The organism is Desulfuribacillus alkaliarsenatis (assembly GCF_001730225.1).
GTDB classification, from domain to species: Bacteria; Bacillota; Bacilli; order Desulfuribacillales; family Desulfuribacillaceae; genus Desulfuribacillus; species Desulfuribacillus alkaliarsenatis.
The window spans coordinates 196,270-214,113 of the sequence record NZ_MIJE01000001.1 but is presented as its reverse complement, the minus strand read 5'-3'; the positions used below and the strand labels follow the sequence as shown (position 1 = coordinate 214,113).

Here is a 17,844-nt window from a genome sequence, read left to right as displayed (position 1 = left end):
TAGAAATAACCAACATTAAACGCAAATCATAGAAAAAATGTAACAAGAGCAGAGATTTACATCCCTGCTCTGTTGAGTCTTTGAGCCAAAGCTTATATTAGCCGAAGTTTCTATTAGTTGTATTGCTCTAGGTACGCATCATCACGGGCACCTTCGCCCCGTTGAATATCCCGTGGCGCTTCATATAATTCACCAAGCCTGGCCATTTCAGCTGCTTTACGTGCCTCATGGGCTTGCTCAATCGCTACTCCCAGTACCTCTAATGCAAGTGTAGGATTATGTGCCCCCGTACTGTTATCAGCAATAAAGAAATCTACCCTAAGCTGCGCACGACGCTGCAAATATCGCGCCTCTTCTAAGCTTTGTTCATTATAGTTGCCTTCCTCTAAAGCAAGAGCTATTTCTTCTATTGCATCAACTAAAGCATAGGCAGCTATATCTAGTAGTCGTTTTGTCTTATCTTGACGGTCGTAAACCTGTTGCCGTAACCAGTCTACACTTTGTATATGGCACGTACGACAGGATTCATTTAATGTGTTTAATGGACTTTGCCAATGGTGAGATGACATCTTTGTATTACCAACCCTCACATACGGCATATGACAGTCAGCACAACTAACACCAGCTTGACCATGGGTACTTAAGCTCCAGAGCTCAAATTCAGGATGTTGAATTTTGATTACTTCAGCCCCAGTAATAGCATGGGTCCAGTCGTTAAAACCTATATCATCGAAATACCTTTCAATATCATCTGGGTGAAAGCCGTTGTCCCAAGGGAAAATTAGGTACTTATCATCTGGTCTAAAGTAGTATTCTACATGGCATTGTCCACATACATAGGAACGCATTTCCTGTTGCGTTGCATCAGCGACATCAATGCCTAAGCGATCCATAGCCTCGATAAAAGCTGGATTTCTTACAGTCAAGCTCATATCTTCAGGATTATGACAATTTAGACAACCAATTGGATGCACTACTTCCTCCTCTAAATCACCCCAAGCCATTGAGTAGTAATCTACTCCTTCCCTTTCAATTATTAGGTGGGCTTGTGATGATTTACAGGTCCAGCATACAGCAAGTGGTCTACGACTTTCATGAATATGTCTGATATCTTCAACGGAGTATACATGTCCACGATCTTCAAGGTAATCTTCAGCAAAGCCCATACCACCATAGATAATAGGTAAATATGGATACATGATGGTTTTATCCTCTGGTACTGAGCCGTTATATCTTGTCGGGCGCATTTCATAGTTTCGTTGATAGCTCTCCCAGTGTTCAGGATAGAACTCACCCCATACAGAAGCGTCGGCTTCATCGTCAGCTATTTGACCTGGAAAAACTTCAATTTGTGGTTGATATTCAGGCTGTACTGCTAAAGAATAGGCGATATACCCACCCATTACAATAGCAATTGCTACAAGCATTATTATTGCTACTTTTTTTGCATTTTTCATTAATTAACTCCTCCATCTATGAACGTCTATCATTCTAACTATGAACTTCTATCACTATGACTATGAACGTCTATCATTCTGAATAAACTCACCATGTGGTGTGTGTCTATGGCAGTCTATACATGTCTTATGATCACCTAACTCACCTATTAGGTTTGTTTTATTAACTTCTTCGAAGTGGCATCGAACACAGTTATCTTGAATAATTGGGATGCTAAGTGTTGGGTGTATATCTATCACATCAGGAGTTTGACGTAAAAAAAATACCCAAGCATGGCGCACCGCAGCATGCCCCTTACTAGTCCACTCTACTACTGGGCCCTTGGCCACATGACAATCGTTACATGTTGCTTCATCAGCGTGGGCTGAATCGGCCCACGAGTAATAATATGGATTCATTATATGACAGGTTGTACATGCTTCAGGGTCCTCTAAGAAATATGCTATACCGCCACTTAAAGTGGGAAATAAAACTATTACGGCAATGATTATGATTACTGCTACTATGATAATTGCCTTTCGACTCATCTTGTTGCTCCCCTTTTTAGTTTTCTTTATCATATATACAGTATTTACAAAAAAAGCTGTTGTTAGTCTTTTATGGACGTATTTTCCCATACAAAAAAGCACCCTATAATAAGGTGCTTTAATATTTATAATATTCAACTATTTTTGTATATATTTTTGGAGATTAGGTTATGGTCGTATATCACATAATTCATAGATTGTCTTCCATACTTCATCCTTACCTAAACCAGTTTCACTTGAAAATAGTATCGGATGCTTACCCTTTGGCATACCCAGTTCCTCACGAATAATCTTCGCGTGTCTAGGTGCCTTTGTTTTCGGTATTTTGTCATGCTTTGTTGCTATGACTTCATGGGGAATATCAAAATGGGACATCCATTCATACATTAGTTTATCATCCTTAGTAGGTGGATGACGCAAATCTATGATATGAAATACGGCCTTTAACTGCTCCCGCGATGTTAAGTATGTTTCGATCATCTTACCCCATTCAGCACGTAATGTTTTTGGCACTTTAGCATATCCATAACCTGGCAAATCAACGAAATGCATAATATCATTGATTAGGTAGAAGTTAAGGGTCTGTGTTTTACCTGGACTTGAACTTGTACGGGCTAAGTTCTTACGTTGAATAAGTGTATTAATCAAAGATGATTTGCCCACATTCGAACGTCCTGCTAATGCTATTTCCGGAATTGGTGCCTTTGGGTATTGCTCGGGCTGTACTGCAGATATAACGATTTCCGCTTTATTTACCTTCATGTTTGATCACCTGCAATATATTCCGACGACTGTGCTTCAGCAACGTATGGCGGAGTATTTATCTGCTTGCGAATGGCAAGCTCTAATACCTCGTCTAAGTGCTCTACTAAATGCACTTCTAGTGTTTTTAATACACTTTGTGGTACATCCTGTAAATCCTTTTCATTTTCTTTTGGCAGTATGACTGTTGTGATTCCTGCTCTATGGGCGCTTAGCACCTTTTCTTTGACACCACCAATAGGTAAGACTCTGCCCCTTAAGGTGATTTCACCCGTCATAGCTACCTCTTTAGCTACGGGTACTCCAGTAAATGCAGACACCATAGCTGTTGCCATGGAAATTCCTGCTGATGGACCATCCTTTGGCGTTGCTCCTTCTGGAACGTGTATATGAACATCATATTTTTCGTAGAAATCTTGTTCAATATCAAGGGATTCGCTCCGAGAACGAATATAACTGAAGGCTGCTTGGGCTGACTCTTGCATTACTGAACCTAGCTTACCTGTCAAGGTTAATTTGCCTTTACCCTTTGTGATAGCTACTTCGATAGATAGTGTATCTCCACCCATTTCTGTCCATGCTAATCCTGTAGCAACTCCGACCTGGTCTTCCTTCTCTGCTAGGCCAAAACGGTAACGACTAGGGCCTAGATACTTGTCTAGATTGGTTGATGTAAATAGCACGCGCTTGCGTTTCTTAGAAACTAGGATTTTAGCAGCCTTACGGCACAGGGTAGCCATTTGTCTCTCTAGATTACGCACACCAGCTTCTCTCGTGTATTCGCGAATAACCTTTTCTACAACTTCAATATTTATTTTCACCTGTTCCTTAGTTAGTCCATGCTCTTTTAATTGCTTCGGTATTAGATATCCTTCAGCAATTTTTTGCTTCTCTAGCTCAGTATAGCCAGGAATATGAACTAGCTCCATTCTATCTAATAAAGGTCTAGGTATACCCGCAATACTATTAGCCGTTGTAATAAACATTACCTTAGATAAATCATAGGGCATTTCGATATAATGGTCACTAAAGCTGTTGTTCTGTTCTGGATCAAGGACTTCTAGTAGCGCCGCTGACGGATCACCTCGGAAATCCATACTCATTTTATCTATTTCATCTAGAAGAAATACGGGATTTATAGTTCCAGCCGTTTTCATACCCTGCATAATTCTACCTGGCATAGCTCCTACATAGGTTCTTCTATGTCCACGTATTTCTGCTTCGTCACGTACCCCACCTAAGGATATTCGGACGAACTTACGATTAATAGCCCTGGAAATGGATTTAGCAAAGGATGTCTTACCAACCCCAGGAGGACCTACAAAACAAATAATCGGACCTTTTAGCTTGCCTACCATTTGTTGTACAGCAAGGTATTCTAGGATGCGCTCCTTGACTTTATCTAAACCGTAATGATCTTCATTAAGAATTTTTTCACAGTTGTCGATATCAATCTCATCATCCGTAGTTTCTAGCCAAGGTACATCGAGTAGCCATTCAATATAGTTGCGAACGACTGTACCTTCAGCAGAGCTTTGTGGCATTTTTTCAAGACGCTCAATTTCTTTAACTACTTTTTCTTTAACATTGTCTGGTAGTTTTTTGCCTGCAAGCTTTTCCCTTAACTCAGCACCTTCTTGTAGTCGGCCCTCTTTTTCACCGAGCTCCTTTTGAATTGCTTTTATTTGCTCACGCAGATAGTATTCCTTTTGCGTTTTTTCCATTTGCTTCTTAACGCGTTGACCAATTTTCTTTTCTAACTCTAGAACTTCTTGTTCATTGTTTAAAATTTCATGTATTTTCTCTAGCCGACCAGCTATATCGCTGATTTCAAGTATTTCTTGTTTATCCTTAAGCTTTAATGTAAGGTGCGAGCTTATTAAGTCAGCAAGACGCCCAGGCTCTTCTATATCACTAATAGATGAAAGGGTCTCCTGATTAATTTTTTTAGAAATTTTTATATATTGTTCAAACTGAGCCAATACAAGACGCATTAGAGCTTCCGTTTCCAAAGGCTGCTCATTTGTCTCGATTATCTCTTGGTAACTAGCCTCGTAGTATGATTCATTATCAAGAAATTCTGTGATTTGTGCTCTATGTAAGCCTTCAACCAGTACTCTAATGGTATCATTAGGTAGTTTAAGCATTTGACGAACCTTTGCTACTGTACCAACATGAAATACTTCATGGATTTCTGGATCGTCGATTTGGACATCCTTCTGTGAAACAAGAAGTATCAAGCTATCATCAACCATTGCTTGCTCAAGTGCGTTTACCGATTTCTGGCGACCCACATCTAAGTGTAATACCATACTTGGGTAAACAATCAATCCGCGCAGTGGCATAACTGGTATTATTTTTTTATCGTTTACTGCCATGATTCTCCCCTCTTTCTGCAACCGCTTTATATAAGCAAAGCTAAGTTTACTATCCTACGGTCTGCTTAACATTTTAACTGAAAATATTGGGTTTGTCTAATAATTAAGAACGCTTCTATAATATCTTCTATAATGTTGATGCAGATAATACCTCGCCCGTTGGTACTGGAATACTTCCTTCAATCTCTTGCTCCTGAAATACTCCCTCTAATACTTCCTCTAACCTTTCTACAGCGACTACCTCAATTCCTTGCATTTCGTTAAAGATTTCCTGCCAATTTTCCTTTGGAATGTAAACCTTTTTCACGCCTGCTAGCTTGGCTGCCTCTACCTTAGAGATTACGCCACCGACAGGCTTAACGTTCCCATGGATACTAATTTCCCCTGTCATTGCAATTGTATTGCTTATAGGTAGGTTTTTTATTGCCGAATAAATGCCTGTGGCAATAGTAACACCCGCTGACGGACCGTCGATTGGAATCCCTCCTGGGAAGTTAAGATGTATATCAAATTTGCTAGCATCAACATCCATATATTTACGTAATACTGTTAGTACATTTTCGACAGAACCTTTCGCCATGCTTTTACGTTTTACCGTCCGTCGTCCACCACCTAAGGTCTCTTCTTCAATTAAACCAGTAATAATTACTTCACCCTTACGCTGGGTTGGTATTGCCGAGACCTCAACCTCCAAAATCGTCCCCATATTCGGTCCATAAACAGCTAGTCCATTGATAAAGCCTACCTGAGGTTGATTTTGAATACGTTTCTCCTGTCTCGGTGAAATCTGGCTGTTATGTACTACCCACTCTACATCAGATGTCTTGATATGTTCACGGCCTTCACCAATAGCTAAGCCTGCTGAAATCTGTACAATATTAACAGCTTCCCGGCCATTTGTAGCATATTGTGACACTACTTCAATGCCTTGATTATCGATTGTGAAGTTGATTTTGTCTACGGCATTCCTTGCAATTATAGCTATTTCGTTAGGAAGTAGCGCACGGAAAAAAATCTCTAGGCAACGGGAGCGAATTGCTGGTGGAATTTCATCAGCAGTTCTTGTTGTAGCCCCTACAAGTCTAAAGTCCGCTGGCAGGCCATTCTGGAATATGTCATGGACATGATTTGGTATATTTGTATTTTCTGAACTATAATATGCACTTTCTAGAAAGACCTTACGATCTTCTAATACCTTTAGTAGTTTGTTCATCTGAATCTGGTGTAATTCGCCTATTTCATCAATAAACAGCATACCACCATGAGCCTTAGTTACTGCACCGTATTTTGGCTGCGGAATCCCTGCCATACCCATAGCACCAGCACCCTGATAAATAGGATCATGTACGGAACCAATTAATGGGTCAGCAATACCTCTTTCATCAAAGCGAGCCGTAGTAGCATCGACTTCAGTGAACTTAGCATCCGATTTAAAGGGTGATTCAGAGTTTTTCTTCGCCTCTTCTAAAACTAGCCTTGCTGCAGCGGTTTTACCGACACCTGGTGGTCCGTATATGATTACATGCTGAGGATTTGGTCCACATAACGCAGCCCTAAGAGACTTTAACCCCTCAGACTGACCTATAATTTCAGAAAACTTAGTTGGTCTTGTTTTCTCTGCTAACGGTTCAGTGAGTGAAATAGTACGAAGCTGCTGTAATTTTTCTAATTCTTTCTTGGATTCTCTTTCTACTGCACTTCGATTTGATCGTTGATTCCTAAGTAAAGTCCAAAAGTATACCCCAATAACTATGGCAAAGAAGGCTTGGACAAAACCCACAATAACTAGTATCGACATATTTACTACCTCCTAAGTATTATCATTGATGCTTGTAAATCTTAATTGCAGTTAGCAATAAAACGTATAGCTACATGTTAATTGTAGTATTTCCTAATGTTGCATAATTAAACGGCAATTTTTAGAATTGTAATACTACATTTTTTCATGGGTACTTCTTTATTTTATGGGCAAGCTAATCATAGATGATGTTGCAAAGGAGGTGACATATATGGATGTAAAAAGATTTTTCCTACTGACACTCATTTTAGCTTTAATGGCGTTTACCATTGTAGCTTGTGGCTCTACAGACGAGCCTGCTCCACAGGATCCTGGAGATGAGCCGCCAATAGATGAACCACCTGGAGAAGTCCCTAACGGCGAACAACCTGGCCAGCAACCTAATGGTGAACAGCCTGGTGGCGATCAGCCCGGTGAGCAACCAGCAAACGCAGGTGCAATTCCCCATGCCTTAGATGGTGTCTATGAGAACTGTATGCAATGCCATTCAGATATCACGGCTACCCATGAACAATTTGGCGATTTTGATAATTGTACAGCTTGCCATCAGCCTCAATAATTACGTGCTTATACAAACTTTTCAAACGAATACAATGCCTGTAATTTTCCTTACATACAGGCTTTTATAAACAAACTATATAAACATGCGACCACTAATAACTTACTTAAACAGTTAATTAGTGGTCGTTTTTAAATTTAATTATTTTAATGATGTAGTTTTTTAACGTAGGTCTTCTCCCGTTAATGCTCTATATGATTCCTGCAATAATGACTTGGTGTATTGTGGATTGTGTACACCAAGGCTTCCATCAGACCTTACAAGATAAGCATTATATGCAGCTACATATACTTCTAAGGACACATCCCTAGGATTTACCCTTTGTCTTCTTTCTTCATCAGTAAATAATAGTAGCTGCCCTCCACCTTCTGACAATGCAATAGCACCTGTCTCCTCAAATATAGCATCCTCTAATTGCGAGACCCATTCAAGCACTTGGTTTTGAAAACCATTCAGATTAAAATCAGTTATTCCCGCATGACAATTGCCGCAAATTATTGGTGCATAAGCATCGTCAAGTACAAATGTATGTAGCGCATAGCCCTCTAATGTTTCAGGCATATGACATGAGATACAGGTGTCTTGCAGGTTTTCATGTGCTATCGAATGCCCATAGGTTACATTAGGATACTCCATACCTCCGAGTCCTGTGGTAAGAGCCGCTGGGCCGTGATGGGGAGCTGTCAGCCTAACACCGCCACCATTTGCAAAAATCTCATACTTAGCCCTTGCGTCAGTACGACCATGGTGACAGGTTATACACAATGCCCCCATTCCAGCTTCTAACGGCTCGTCTGTAAATGGTACGTCTACAGTTCCGTTCCTTAAGTATTCTAAAGCACGGTCGGAATGACATGCTTGACAATCTATACTGACTATATGCTGCCTTGCAAATTCTCCTGTCGAGAAAGCATAGCCATCATGACAGGCTACGGCACAGCTTTCACGTTGTGCAGGACCAGTAAGTGTAAACATTTTACCTGAGCGTTTCCACTCCTCTGTAACTCGGTTCGTTAGTTCGAAACCATCGACTAAAACTATCTCATCTGGCGGCACCAGCATTGGATCTCGCTCAGGGGCTTGATATGGTTCTGCTTGTGGGGCACATGCTGAAATAATAATTACTATCACAATAACAATCAGATTCATCAGTAGGGCATTTTTCCTCATAGTAGTGTTACTCTCCTTTTCTTTTCTAGGTTATGTTCTACTATATATTGCCCATACATCCAATGAATTACTTACAAAAAAACCCCTTAAGAGTCAGATTTTTAATCTCTGTTTCTTAAAGGGTTTTGTTTATGCTGTTTCTTCGTTTTTCTTCTTTTTCTTCTTTTTCAAAATAAGCTCTGGCTGCTTTGATTCCGTAACAACCTCTGTGTTTATACAGCACCTCTCGATATCGTCCCTAGTTGGTACCTCGTACATAATATCGAGCATTATGCCCTCAAGGATTGAACGCAGTCCTCTAGCGCCTGTTTTACGTTTGATAGCCTGTTTCGCAATCTCAACCAGTGCTTCTTGATCAAACTCAAGCTCAACACCATCAATTTCCAAGAGTTTTTTGTATTGCTTTACTAAAGCGTTCTTTGGTTCAGTTAGGATTCTGATTAGTGCCTCTTCGTCTAAGTTCGATAATGTAGAAAGAACTGGTAAGCGACCAATAAACTCAGGAATTAAACCGAATTTAAGTAAGTCCTCTGGCAACACATGCTTTAACAGATTATCTTTTTCTTCTTCCTTGCTAGTTGGTTTTGCTTCTGAGCCAAAACCAATAACCTTTTTACCCATACGACGCTTAATGATTTGCTCTAAACCATCAAATGCACCACCACAAATAAATAAAATGTTTGTAGTATCAATTTGGATAAATTCTTGATGTGGATGCTTTCTACCGCCCTGTGGTGGGACACTAGCCGTAGTTCCTTCTAGAATTTTCAGGATTGCCTGTTGAACACCTTCCCCAGACACATCACGGGTAATCGATGGATTTTCAGACTTACGGGCAATCTTGTCGATTTCATCTATATAAATGATACCCCGTTCTGCTTTTTCCACATCGTAGTCAGCAGCTTGAATTAGCTTAAGTAAAATGTTTTCTACATCTTCACCAACGTAGCCAGCTTCAGTTAAGCTAGTAGCATCAGCGATTGCGAATGGCACATTTAAAATCTTTGCCATTGTTTGCGCAAGTAATGTCTTACCGCTTCCCGTAGGTCCAATCAATAGAATATTGGACTTTTGAAGCTCTACGTCATCATTTTTTTGCACGGAATTAATTCTTTTGTAGTGATTGTAAACAGCAACTGCTAGTGTCTTCTTTGCATTCTCCTGACCAATTACATATTGGTCTAAAACCTCTCGTATTTCTGTAGGTTTAGGTACTTCCTGCATTTCTACTTCTTCTTCACTGCCTAATTCCTCTTCTACAATTTCAGTGCAAAGCTCGATGCATTCATCACAAATATAAACCCCTGGGCCAGCGACTAGTTTTCGGACTTGATCTTGGGTTTTGCCGCAAAAGGAGCATTTTAGCTGTCCTTTTTCGTCATTAAATTTTAACATCGAGTATTCACCCCTCTATTTAGCTTCTTTAGCAGTTATAACTTCATCAACGATACCATAGGCTTTACCTTCTTCTGCACTCATGATATTGTCTCGATCTGTGTCCTTTTCGATTTTCTCTATAGGTTGACCAGTACGTTCTGCTAAAATTTTGTTTAAACGGTCGCGTGTCTTAAGAATATGCTCTGCATGTATTTTAATATCAGAAGCTTGACCTTTAACTCCACCAAGCGGTTGGTGAATTAAAATCTCACTGTTTGGCAAAGCAAAACGCTTGCCTTTTTCTCCAGCAGCTAGCAAGAATGCGCCCATACTTGCAGCAATTCCTATGCAAATAGTTGAAACCTTTGGTTTAATATATTGCATTGTATCGTATATTGCTAATCCAGCGGAAACAGATCCGCCAGGGCTGTTGATATACAAGCTTATATCCTTATCTGGGTCCTCCGCAGCCAAAAACAATAATTGCGCAACTATTGAATTAGCTACATTATCATCAATGCCACTGCCTAAAAATATTATACGATCTTTAAGTAGGCGAGAGTAAATGTCATAGGCTCTTTCACCACGACCAGTTTGTTCAACTACCATAGGTACTAAGTTCATCGTTACCCCTCCTTATACAACCTGTATATTAGGATAATTCTAATATATTATCTACTATACTACATTTTTCGAAATTACTCTTTTTTGTATGTGTTGTATTTACTCTTTATTGTATGTGCTGTTTTCCACAAGGAACTCAACTGCTTTACGCATTGCAAGCTCATTCTTTAATGGCTCAAGATTACCTTGGGCTACTAAGATTGATTTAACTTCCTCTGGTTGCTTCTTATACATATCTGCAATTACAGCAATTTCGTCATCAATATCTTGGTCAGTAATTTCGATGTTTTCAGTATTAGCAATCGCTTCTAAAACCATTTGACTGCGAACTCTTCTTTCTGCTTCAACTTTAAATTGTGCTTCAAAATCTTCTTTTGATTGACCTGTATATTGAAGGTACATATCCATATTCATACCTTGGTATTGCATGCGTTGCTCAAAGTCTTTTACCATTTGTTCAACTTCTGTCTCAATCATTGACTCTGGTATATCAAGATTTGCATTGTCGACAGCTTGATTAACAGCTAACTCACGTTTGTAGTCCTTAGCTTCAGCTTCTCTTTTCTCTACCAGCTTCTTGCGAATATCTTCTTTTAGCTCATCTAACGTTTCAAATTCACTAACGTCTTTAGCTAATTCGTCGTCTAATGCTGGCACGTTTTTACGCTTAATCTCGTTTATTTTAACTTTGAATGTAACTGGTGCTCCAGCTAGTTCTTCAGAGTGGTATTCTTCAGGGAATGTAACTTCAATTTCCTTCTCTTCATTAAGCTTCATACCTACTAGTTGCTCTTCAAACCCTGGAATAAAGCTTCCAGAGCCGATTTCTAGTGGGTAGTCTTCACCTTTACCACCTTGGAATGCAACTCCGTCTTTAAAGCCTTCGAAGTCAATCTTTGTTGTATCACCAGTTTGCACTTCACCGTCTTCAATAACTTCTAGCTGTGCATTGCGATCTCTATATGTCTCTAACTCATTATCTACTTCTACATCTTCAACTTCAAAGGTTTTCTCTTCTTTAAGCTCTAATCCTTTGTATTCGCCTAATTCAACTTCTGGCTTAACAAAAACTTCTGCAGTTAAACGAAGTGGTTGATCCTTACCCATTTCTTCTATTTCAATGTCTGGCTTACTTACAGGTGTAATACCAGCTTCCTTGATAGCATTATCATAAACTTCTGGAAGGATATGGTCTAAAGCGTCATTATATAATGCTTCTACGCCAAACTTTTGTTCAAAAATCTTACGTGGTACTTTACCTTTACGAAATCCTGGGACGTTTACATCCTTTACAACTTTTTTAAATGCAAAATCGAGACCTTTGTTTACAATCTCCGCGCTTGCCTCAATTTGCAATTTCACCTTGTTAGTATCCACTTTCTCCCATTTAACACTCATTAATTACTTCCTCCTTAAAATTACTGCCTACATCCGTTATGTATACAGGTTTCTATTTTCAAATATAACCACTATATTATAACATAAGCTTTTTCTTTTTCAAATAATTGAAGTATATAGCCTTCATTTTAACCAAAGTTTTCTATAGTATAACAAGATTAAAATAAAATTCGATATTAGAGCATATTTAAAAGAGCGCTTGCTCAATTTAACCAAAATAGCAAACGCTCTTTTTACTATCTCAAATAGTAAGTTAACTTGATTGTAAATTATCTCGATAGTAAATTATCTCATTTCGTACGTATGACAAGCTGCGCAGTCCGCGTAAGTGTCGTCAAGTGGATGATTCGGCTGCTTTTCTTCCCTTATTAACGCTCCATCTGTATGGCAGCCAAGACAGTTATCGCCTAGTGTCTCATGGACCGGTGATAAGATTAATGTCAAGTCTCCAGTTCCCGCACCGTCCCCATTTTCAGTTACTGGTGGCTCATCACCGACTTCAGGCTCTTCTACATCTGGAGGGAATAACCCTCCACACGCTGCTACAAGTAATGCAGTCATAATGACTATTGTTGCTAACAGTACTTTTTTAGGTATATTCATATTGTAGCTCCTTTGTAATCTTTTTTAAAATAGTGTTGAAAGGTTTATAAGATTCGTTGCTTTTATATTTTTTCATTTAGCTGGCTAGTATATGTATAGGAAAGCAAAAAAGCTTACTATTTATAAATAGTAAGCTTTTTTAATGGGGTGATCGAGGGGACTTGAACCCCCGAGTGCCGGAGCCACAATCCGGTGCGTTAACCACTTCGCCACGACCACCACAATGGCGTGTCAGGAGGGATTCGAACCCCCGGCCAACGGCTTAGAAGGCCGTTGCTCTATCCAGCTGAGCTACTGACACATGTTATATGGAGCGGGTGATGGGAATCGAACCCACGCATCTAGCTTGGAAGGCTAGTGTTCTACCATTGAACTACACCCGCATGTGCACCACTAAGTCACTATACAATAGCTTTTCTTGAAGTGGTCGGGGCAGAGGGATTCGAACCCCCGGCCTCTTGGTCCCAAACCAAGCGCTCTACCAAGCTGAGCCATACCCCGTAACAGCGACAAGATTCATTGTATCATGCAGTGGGTTCTGTGTCAATATTTTTGAAGAATTTTTTCATGCCATTTAATGCCATTGCGCGGTGGCTAATTTCGTTCTTACGTTCAAGTGAAACTTCTGCCATTGTCTTGCCCTCTTCTTCAATGTAGAATAGCGGGTCATAGCCAAAGCCTTCCGTTCCCCTAGGCGTGTCTATTATCAGCCCATGACATTCACCTTCAAATAAAATAGGCTCAGGGTCACTTGCATCCATATACGCTATACAGCTAACAAACTTGGCCGTTCGTTCCTGAGGAGGAACTGCTTTAAGCTCTTCTAATAACTTCTTATTATTCATAGCGTCAGTGGCATCTTCACCAGCATATCTAGCCGAATATACACCTGGCTGTCCACCCAGTGCATCTACAACTATACCAGAATCATCAGCAATTGCTGGTAGACCGGTAACTTCCATAACTACCCTAGCTTTGATAATAGCATTTTCACAGAAGGTTTCGCCATCCTCAATTATATCAGGCAGATCGCTAAATTCATCTAAGCTAAGTATCTCCCAGCCTAGCTCCTGTAGCGATTGTTTGAATTCACGGACTTTTCCTTTGTTTTGCGTAGCCAATACAACCTTCATATTATTCTCACTCACCATTCACTGAACATGCTTCTTGTTCTTGCTTTTGTAATTGTTCAATTTTTTGTTGTTCTATTTTTCGTTGTTCGATTATCTCTTCTACTTTATTTATTAATATAACTATTTCTTCTCCTAATACTTCCTTTTGCTTTTCAACTAGTGCTAAACAGCCCTGTTTGGCAGTGTCAATCAATACCGCTAATTCACTTGCTGAGAAAGGATTTTCTTCCCCTGTCCCTTGTATTTCTACAAATTTCCCTGCTCCAGTCATTACTACATTCATATCTACCTGGGCAATGGAGTCCTCCTCATAGCATAGGTCAAGTACTGGTATATCATCAATAATTCCTACACTTGTAGCAGCCAAAAAGTCCGTTACAGGAATTAAAGATATCTGCCCCTTATTATATAAGCTATGGAAAGCGTCCACCATTGCAACGAATGCCCCAGTGATTGCTGCCGTTCTAGTACCACCATCAGCTTGGATAACGTCACAATCAATCCAAATTGTACGTTCACCGACCTGTTCTAAGATGGTAACTGAACGCAGTGCTCTACCGATTAGCCGTTGAATCTCCATAGTTCTTCCACCGAGTTTGCCCTTCGCTGCTTCACGAGTTGTGCGCGAGTGAGTGGCCCTAGGAAGCATTGAATATTCAGCTGTTATCCATCCCTTTCCCTGTCCACGTAAAAATGGTGGGACTTTATCTTCTATAGTTGCTGTACAAATAACCTTCGTATCTCCAATTTCAATGAGTACAGAGCCTTCAGGATGTTTAATATAGTCGCGTGTAATCTTAATCGGTCTTATCTCTGTGATTTGCCTACCGTCGTATCTTGTTTTTTGCACAATATGCCTCCTATGTATTTCAGTCAAACTTACTAACTAAACTTATTAGTACATGTTTAAACAGTCACTAATATACTTTACCGTAGTTGGATATAAAATTCCAGTGAAAAAAAGCCCCCTTTCCAGGAAGCCTAAATACTTATTTTTGAAATTATTATATTTGAACTTGTTATAATCCAATACGATTAATAACTTGCGGCCTAGTCATTGCCTCAACACTTTGTTCTTCTGCCATAACTGGTTTTTCGCCGTTGATTGTAATACTAATTGCATCTATGTCTTGAATCTCTGTCAGCCCTAATATTAAGGATTGGATTACTGTAAATTCTCCATGAGACCCAGGTCCATATGTAGTCAATCTATCGTCAAAGTCAACATGCAGGTTAGTACCTGTGCGGTTAATTGTATTTATTTTCGTTGTTGGAATAGTAGCAGAGTACAGATTATCCTGCAGTGGTCCACGGAGTGTCTCTGCAATAACTGCCTCGAGACGGTTTTCTGTTCTCGGAATTATTCTTGTTACAGGCACGTAATACATTTTTCCACTTTCATCAACTGCTTGGAAATACAACATAACATGAGAGGTCAGGGCTGGACTACCGATGTTAGCCTGCCCTGATACTTCTAGATTGATTCCAATTGTACGTGATACTGGCTCCTCTAAGGAAGTACCACCAACTGGCATTGATTCAATGTAGTGACCCTCTACCATGAAGTGGACACTCTCAATTGTCGGAAACTCAGTTAATGTCCAGACAACTGCTTCAATCATCTGTCTTTCGTGCTCTTTAGTTTGGTAGTTAAGAAACTCTTTAGTAAAGTCAATCTTAGCTACCCCATCATTAATTGACATGCCAATAACTTCAGTACCCGCTGGCAGGACTGGCTCTAAACTAGTTCCAGCAATTTGCGATAAAACTGGCCCACCCTTAGTCATAAATCGCAATGTCTCTTTAGCGATTCCCTCTGACCTTGGGATCTGGATTCCCATAGGTACAACCAAACCATTTCCGTCAACGAAATAGATTGATAGCTCTAGTGATCCAGTTGCTCCAACCCGCTCACCGGAGGCAGCCTCATCTACAATTAAATCATCCTGATCCATAATTGGAACCATATCAAAGTCCGGTGGTGGATCAATCGCATCCGTACTTGTTTTCTTTTCTGGACCGAATAGGCCACAACCAGTTATTGCAAAAACTAAAATCACTGACAGTAATAGTAAGCATAGCTTTTTTATTTTCATTAAATTTGCCTCCTCCACTTCCGTACTTACTAACATGTATACGAGCCTATAGCGATTTTATGCTCGTTTTTCGAAAGAAATGAGACAAATTATTTTTTGGACGTAAAAAACAGCCTCGTCACCGAAGCTGTTTGTATGCTGCACCTATCGCACCATTAAATTCTGGAAATTTAGGAACTACAATTTTTGCCGCTATGCGTTTTTCTAACAGGCGCAATACCCCTGTGTTTTTAGCTACTCCACCTGTGAACACAACAACATCACTCGCTAATTTAAGCAATAATGGCTCAATCCGCTTAACAATAGTGTCGTTTATTCCTGCTGCAAGTTCTTCCTTAGATGTACCTTCAGAAATTTTGCCAATAAGCTCTGACTCACCAAAGACAGCGCACGTAGCATTTAATTCAACAGGATTATCAAAGTGACTAGCTAAATCCTCTAAAGGAATTCCTAGCACCGTAGTCATATTCTCTAAAAACCTACCCGAGCTAGCTGCACATTTGTCATTGGTTATGAAATCTACCATCTGCCGCTCACGAACTAGGATGACCTTGCTATCCTGACCACCAAGGTCGACTAAGGTAAAGTCATCACAGTCTACTTGATATAATGCTCCTAGCAGATGTGCCTCAAGCTCTGGTATTTGCTTAGCACCAGATAACTTAACAGTATTTCGTCCATAGCCCGTTGATGTTACCTGTTTAACACCACTTAAGTTAAGTTTTGCGAAATCAACCTGAAATTCGTCTCCGATTTTCCGACCATAGTCTCGATAGAAATCTATTGTATTAAAGGTACGCAAATCTTCAATGCCAGCTTCAGATAATATCGCAAGCTTTACACTCCTACTACCTAAATCAATCCCACAAACTTTATTAGGATTTCTATCCTGTGTTTCCACAGTATTAAACTTTTGAGCTTTTGCTGGGATTCCTGTGGAATACTTCTTCTGTATTAGCATTTCTGTAAATGCATCGATACGTATTTTTGTCCTCGCATCCACCTTGCCTGGACGGTCTGCCTCTAATGTTAGAATCGGTAGGTCTATATATTTCTTGAATACTATATCATCAATCTGACGGTGACAGAAGGATTGTGTATAGTGAATAATCCCGTCTAGCTGTCGCCTTTCAATCTCTTTTTTAATATCTTGTAATCGAAAATGAACATCATAGGGATATGTATAGCGTACATATTGTTCAACCAAATCATCAACGAAATAAGGCATTGAAAATTGCCTCTGTACTTCATTAAAGACAACGAATGCACCCTTCGATTCTAAGTACTGGTATATATCCGTAATAATTGGCGGAACTCCAATATAGCCTAGTCTTAGGGTTTGTTTGAAGGGCTGCCTTTGCTTAGCCTCATCAATAAGCTTATCAAGATGGTGGGAGAATTCCTTATAATCACTAATAAAGTCACTACAGCATACCTGCCATAGATGGTTCTCAAAGCCAGTGATAATATTATCCTGCCAGGTCATGCGGTCCAATTCAATAATTTTACGACGTACCTGATCAAGCTCCTTTTTCATCTGATAAACTTCTTCCCAGCTTGTACCTAAGGCTTTTATTAGCTTGTCCATCTCGTGCTTAAGGGAGGTTTTGTCCCTATCATATGGATAGGCAAAGGGCAGCGCTTCCACTCCGTGTGTTTTTAATGTCTCCATCAAAGAGTGGGTATAGCTACAGTCGCCAACCATCACCGCTATTACCTTCTCGATATTGTTATCGAGAATCGCCCCATATAAACCTTTTATCCAGCTACAGGAGGTTCTTGGATAGCCTGTACGCTCTGCGTGTTCAATACATTTATCTGGATTGTCAGCGGTTACGAATAAATTGTTAACATCTACTGGTATATGACCACTGGCAAATATAATTTCTACAGGTATAGTTGTTGTTAATCCTACCTTTTTCAATCAAATCAATCTCCTAACGAACCCTAAAGGCTTCAGT

At 39.9% G+C, this 17,844-nt stretch carries 15 protein-coding genes, 4 tRNA genes and 1 pseudogene; 1 reads left to right on the top strand and 19 read right to left on the bottom strand.

Annotation, left to right across the window (positions count from 1 at the left end):
- Positions 1–113 precede the first annotated feature (113 nt).
- The 5 genes from BHF68_RS01050 to lonB all read right to left on the bottom strand — a co-directional run bounded on the left by BHF68_RS01050 (position 114) and on the right by lonB (position 6,923).
- A complete protein-coding gene (locus BHF68_RS01050; protein WP_069641790.1) occupies positions 114–1,457 on the bottom strand; it encodes an ammonia-forming cytochrome c nitrite reductase subunit c552 in 1,344 nt (447 codons plus the stop codon).
- 60 nt (positions 1,458–1,517) lie between these two features.
- On the bottom strand, positions 1,518–1,985 hold the full coding sequence (locus BHF68_RS01045; protein ID WP_176719856.1) for a NapC/NirT family cytochrome c: 468 nt from the start codon (positions 1,983–1,985) through the stop codon (positions 1,518–1,520).
- Between the two features lie 168 nt (positions 1,986–2,153).
- The gene (yihA, locus tag BHF68_RS01040; RefSeq protein WP_069641788.1) at positions 2,154–2,747 is read right to left on the bottom strand and encodes a ribosome biogenesis GTP-binding protein YihA/YsxC; all 594 of its coding nucleotides are present in this window, start codon (positions 2,745–2,747) and stop codon (positions 2,154–2,156) included.
- Positions 2,744–5,125: an endopeptidase La gene (gene lon / locus BHF68_RS01035; RefSeq protein ID WP_069641787.1), complete on the bottom strand. Its 2,382-nt coding sequence runs from the start codon at positions 5,123–5,125 to the stop codon at positions 2,744–2,746. The genes yihA and lon overlap by 4 nt, the downstream gene beginning before the upstream one ends.
- Before the next feature lie 127 nt (positions 5,126–5,252).
- Complete coding sequence (gene lonB, locus BHF68_RS01030; protein ID WP_069641786.1) at positions 5,253–6,923, bottom strand: ATP-dependent protease LonB; 1,671 nt, start codon at positions 6,921–6,923, stop codon at positions 5,253–5,255.
- A gap of 211 nt (positions 6,924–7,134) precedes the next feature.
- Between lonB and BHF68_RS01025 the strand changes: the two genes are divergently transcribed.
- Positions 7,135–7,482, top strand: a complete 348-nt coding sequence (locus tag BHF68_RS01025) for a hypothetical protein (protein ID WP_069641785.1) — start codon at positions 7,135–7,137, stop codon at positions 7,480–7,482.
- 162 nt (positions 7,483–7,644) lie between these two features.
- Here BHF68_RS01025 and BHF68_RS01020 read toward each other — a convergent pair whose 3' ends face one another.
- The 14 genes and pseudogenes from BHF68_RS01020 to BHF68_RS15900 all read right to left on the bottom strand — a co-directional run.
- Positions 7,645–8,652: a hypothetical protein gene (locus tag BHF68_RS01020; protein WP_069641784.1), complete on the bottom strand. Its 1,008-nt coding sequence runs from the start codon at positions 8,650–8,652 to the stop codon at positions 7,645–7,647.
- A 129-nt stretch (positions 8,653–8,781) separates the two neighbouring features.
- Complete coding sequence (gene clpX / locus BHF68_RS01015; protein WP_069641783.1) at positions 8,782–10,047, bottom strand: ATP-dependent Clp protease ATP-binding subunit ClpX; 1,266 nt, start codon at positions 10,045–10,047, stop codon at positions 8,782–8,784.
- A gap of 15 nt (positions 10,048–10,062) precedes the next feature.
- Complete coding sequence (clpP, locus tag BHF68_RS01010; RefSeq protein ID WP_069641782.1) at positions 10,063–10,653, bottom strand: ATP-dependent Clp endopeptidase proteolytic subunit ClpP; 591 nt, start codon at positions 10,651–10,653, stop codon at positions 10,063–10,065.
- 99 nt (positions 10,654–10,752) lie between these two features.
- Positions 10,753–12,051 carry a trigger factor gene (gene tig, locus BHF68_RS01005; protein WP_069641781.1) on the bottom strand — a complete coding sequence of 433 codons (1,299 nt, stop codon included), beginning with the start codon at positions 12,049–12,051 and terminating at the stop codon, positions 10,753–10,755.
- Between the two features lie 285 nt (positions 12,052–12,336).
- Entirely contained in the window at positions 12,337–12,654 is a 318-nt protein-coding gene (locus BHF68_RS01000; protein ID WP_069641780.1) for a hypothetical protein, read from the bottom strand.
- Between the two features lie 143 nt (positions 12,655–12,797).
- Positions 12,798–12,873 (bottom strand) — tRNA-His (locus BHF68_RS00995).
- A 5-nt stretch (positions 12,874–12,878) separates the two neighbouring features.
- Positions 12,879–12,955 (bottom strand) — tRNA-Arg (locus BHF68_RS00990).
- An 8-nt stretch (positions 12,956–12,963) separates the two neighbouring features.
- Positions 12,964–13,037: transfer RNA gene (locus BHF68_RS00985), tRNA-Gly, on the bottom strand.
- 41 nt (positions 13,038–13,078) lie between these two features.
- A tRNA-Pro gene (locus tag BHF68_RS00980) sits at positions 13,079–13,155 on the bottom strand.
- A gap of 23 nt (positions 13,156–13,178) precedes the next feature.
- Positions 13,179–13,787 carry an XTP/dITP diphosphatase gene (locus BHF68_RS00975; RefSeq protein ID WP_069641779.1) on the bottom strand — a complete coding sequence of 203 codons (609 nt, stop codon included), beginning with the start codon at positions 13,785–13,787 and terminating at the stop codon, positions 13,179–13,181.
- A 7-nt stretch (positions 13,788–13,794) separates the two neighbouring features.
- Positions 13,795–14,637, bottom strand: coding sequence for a ribonuclease PH (gene rph, locus BHF68_RS00970; RefSeq protein ID WP_069641778.1), 843 nt, complete (start codon positions 14,635–14,637; stop codon positions 13,795–13,797).
- Between the two features lie 169 nt (positions 14,638–14,806).
- The gene (locus BHF68_RS00965) at positions 14,807–15,883 is read right to left on the bottom strand and encodes a GerMN domain-containing protein (protein WP_069641777.1); all 1,077 of its coding nucleotides are present in this window, start codon (positions 15,881–15,883) and stop codon (positions 14,807–14,809) included.
- A gap of 118 nt (positions 15,884–16,001) precedes the next feature.
- Entirely contained in the window at positions 16,002–16,844 is an 843-nt protein-coding gene (locus BHF68_RS15905; RefSeq protein WP_254006220.1) for an acyl-CoA dehydratase activase, read from the bottom strand.
- A pseudogene (locus tag BHF68_RS15900) lies at positions 16,839–17,807 on the bottom strand (2-hydroxyacyl-CoA dehydratase family protein); the annotation flags it as partial. The pseudogene BHF68_RS15900 and the gene BHF68_RS15905, both read right to left, overlap by 6 nt.
- Positions 17,808–17,844 lie beyond the last annotated feature (37 nt).

Excerpts from the sequence above, each read along its gene's own strand:
- BHF68_RS01050 (WP_069641790.1), bottom strand. The coding sequence starts at position 1,457 with ATGAAAAATGCAAAAAAAGTAGCAATAATAATGCTTGTAGCAATTGCT.
- BHF68_RS01045 (WP_176719856.1), bottom strand. The coding sequence starts at position 1,985 with ATGAGTCGAAAGGCAATTATCATAGTAGCAGTAATCATAATCATTGCC.
- yihA (WP_069641788.1), bottom strand. The coding sequence starts at position 2,747 with ATGAAGGTAAATAAAGCGGAAATCGTTATATCTGCAGTACAGCCCGAG.
- lon (WP_069641787.1), bottom strand. The coding sequence starts at position 5,125 with ATGGCAGTAAACGATAAAAAAATAATACCAGTTATGCCACTGCGCGGA.
- lonB (WP_069641786.1), bottom strand. The coding sequence starts at position 6,923 with ATGTCGATACTAGTTATTGTGGGTTTTGTCCAAGCCTTCTTTGCCATA.
- BHF68_RS01025 (WP_069641785.1), top strand. The coding sequence starts at position 7,135 with ATGGATGTAAAAAGATTTTTCCTACTGACACTCATTTTAGCTTTAATG.
- BHF68_RS01020 (WP_069641784.1), bottom strand. The coding sequence starts at position 8,652 with ATGAGGAAAAATGCCCTACTGATGAATCTGATTGTTATTGTGATAGTA.
- clpX (WP_069641783.1), bottom strand. The coding sequence starts at position 10,047 with ATGTTAAAATTTAATGACGAAAAAGGACAGCTAAAATGCTCCTTTTGC.
- clpP (WP_069641782.1), bottom strand. The coding sequence starts at position 10,653 with ATGAACTTAGTACCTATGGTAGTTGAACAAACTGGTCGTGGTGAAAGA.
- tig (WP_069641781.1), bottom strand. The coding sequence starts at position 12,051 with ATGAGTGTTAAATGGGAGAAAGTGGATACTAACAAGGTGAAATTGCAA.
- BHF68_RS01000 (WP_069641780.1), bottom strand. The coding sequence starts at position 12,654 with ATGAATATACCTAAAAAAGTACTGTTAGCAACAATAGTCATTATGACT.
- BHF68_RS00975 (WP_069641779.1), bottom strand. The coding sequence starts at position 13,787 with ATGAAGGTTGTATTGGCTACGCAAAACAAAGGAAAAGTCCGTGAATTC.
- BHF68_RS00965 (WP_069641777.1), bottom strand. The coding sequence starts at position 15,883 with ATGAAAATAAAAAAGCTATGCTTACTATTACTGTCAGTGATTTTAGTT.
- BHF68_RS15905 (WP_254006220.1), bottom strand. The coding sequence starts at position 16,844 with ATGCTAATACAGAAGAAGTATTCCACAGGAATCCCAGCAAAAGCTCAA.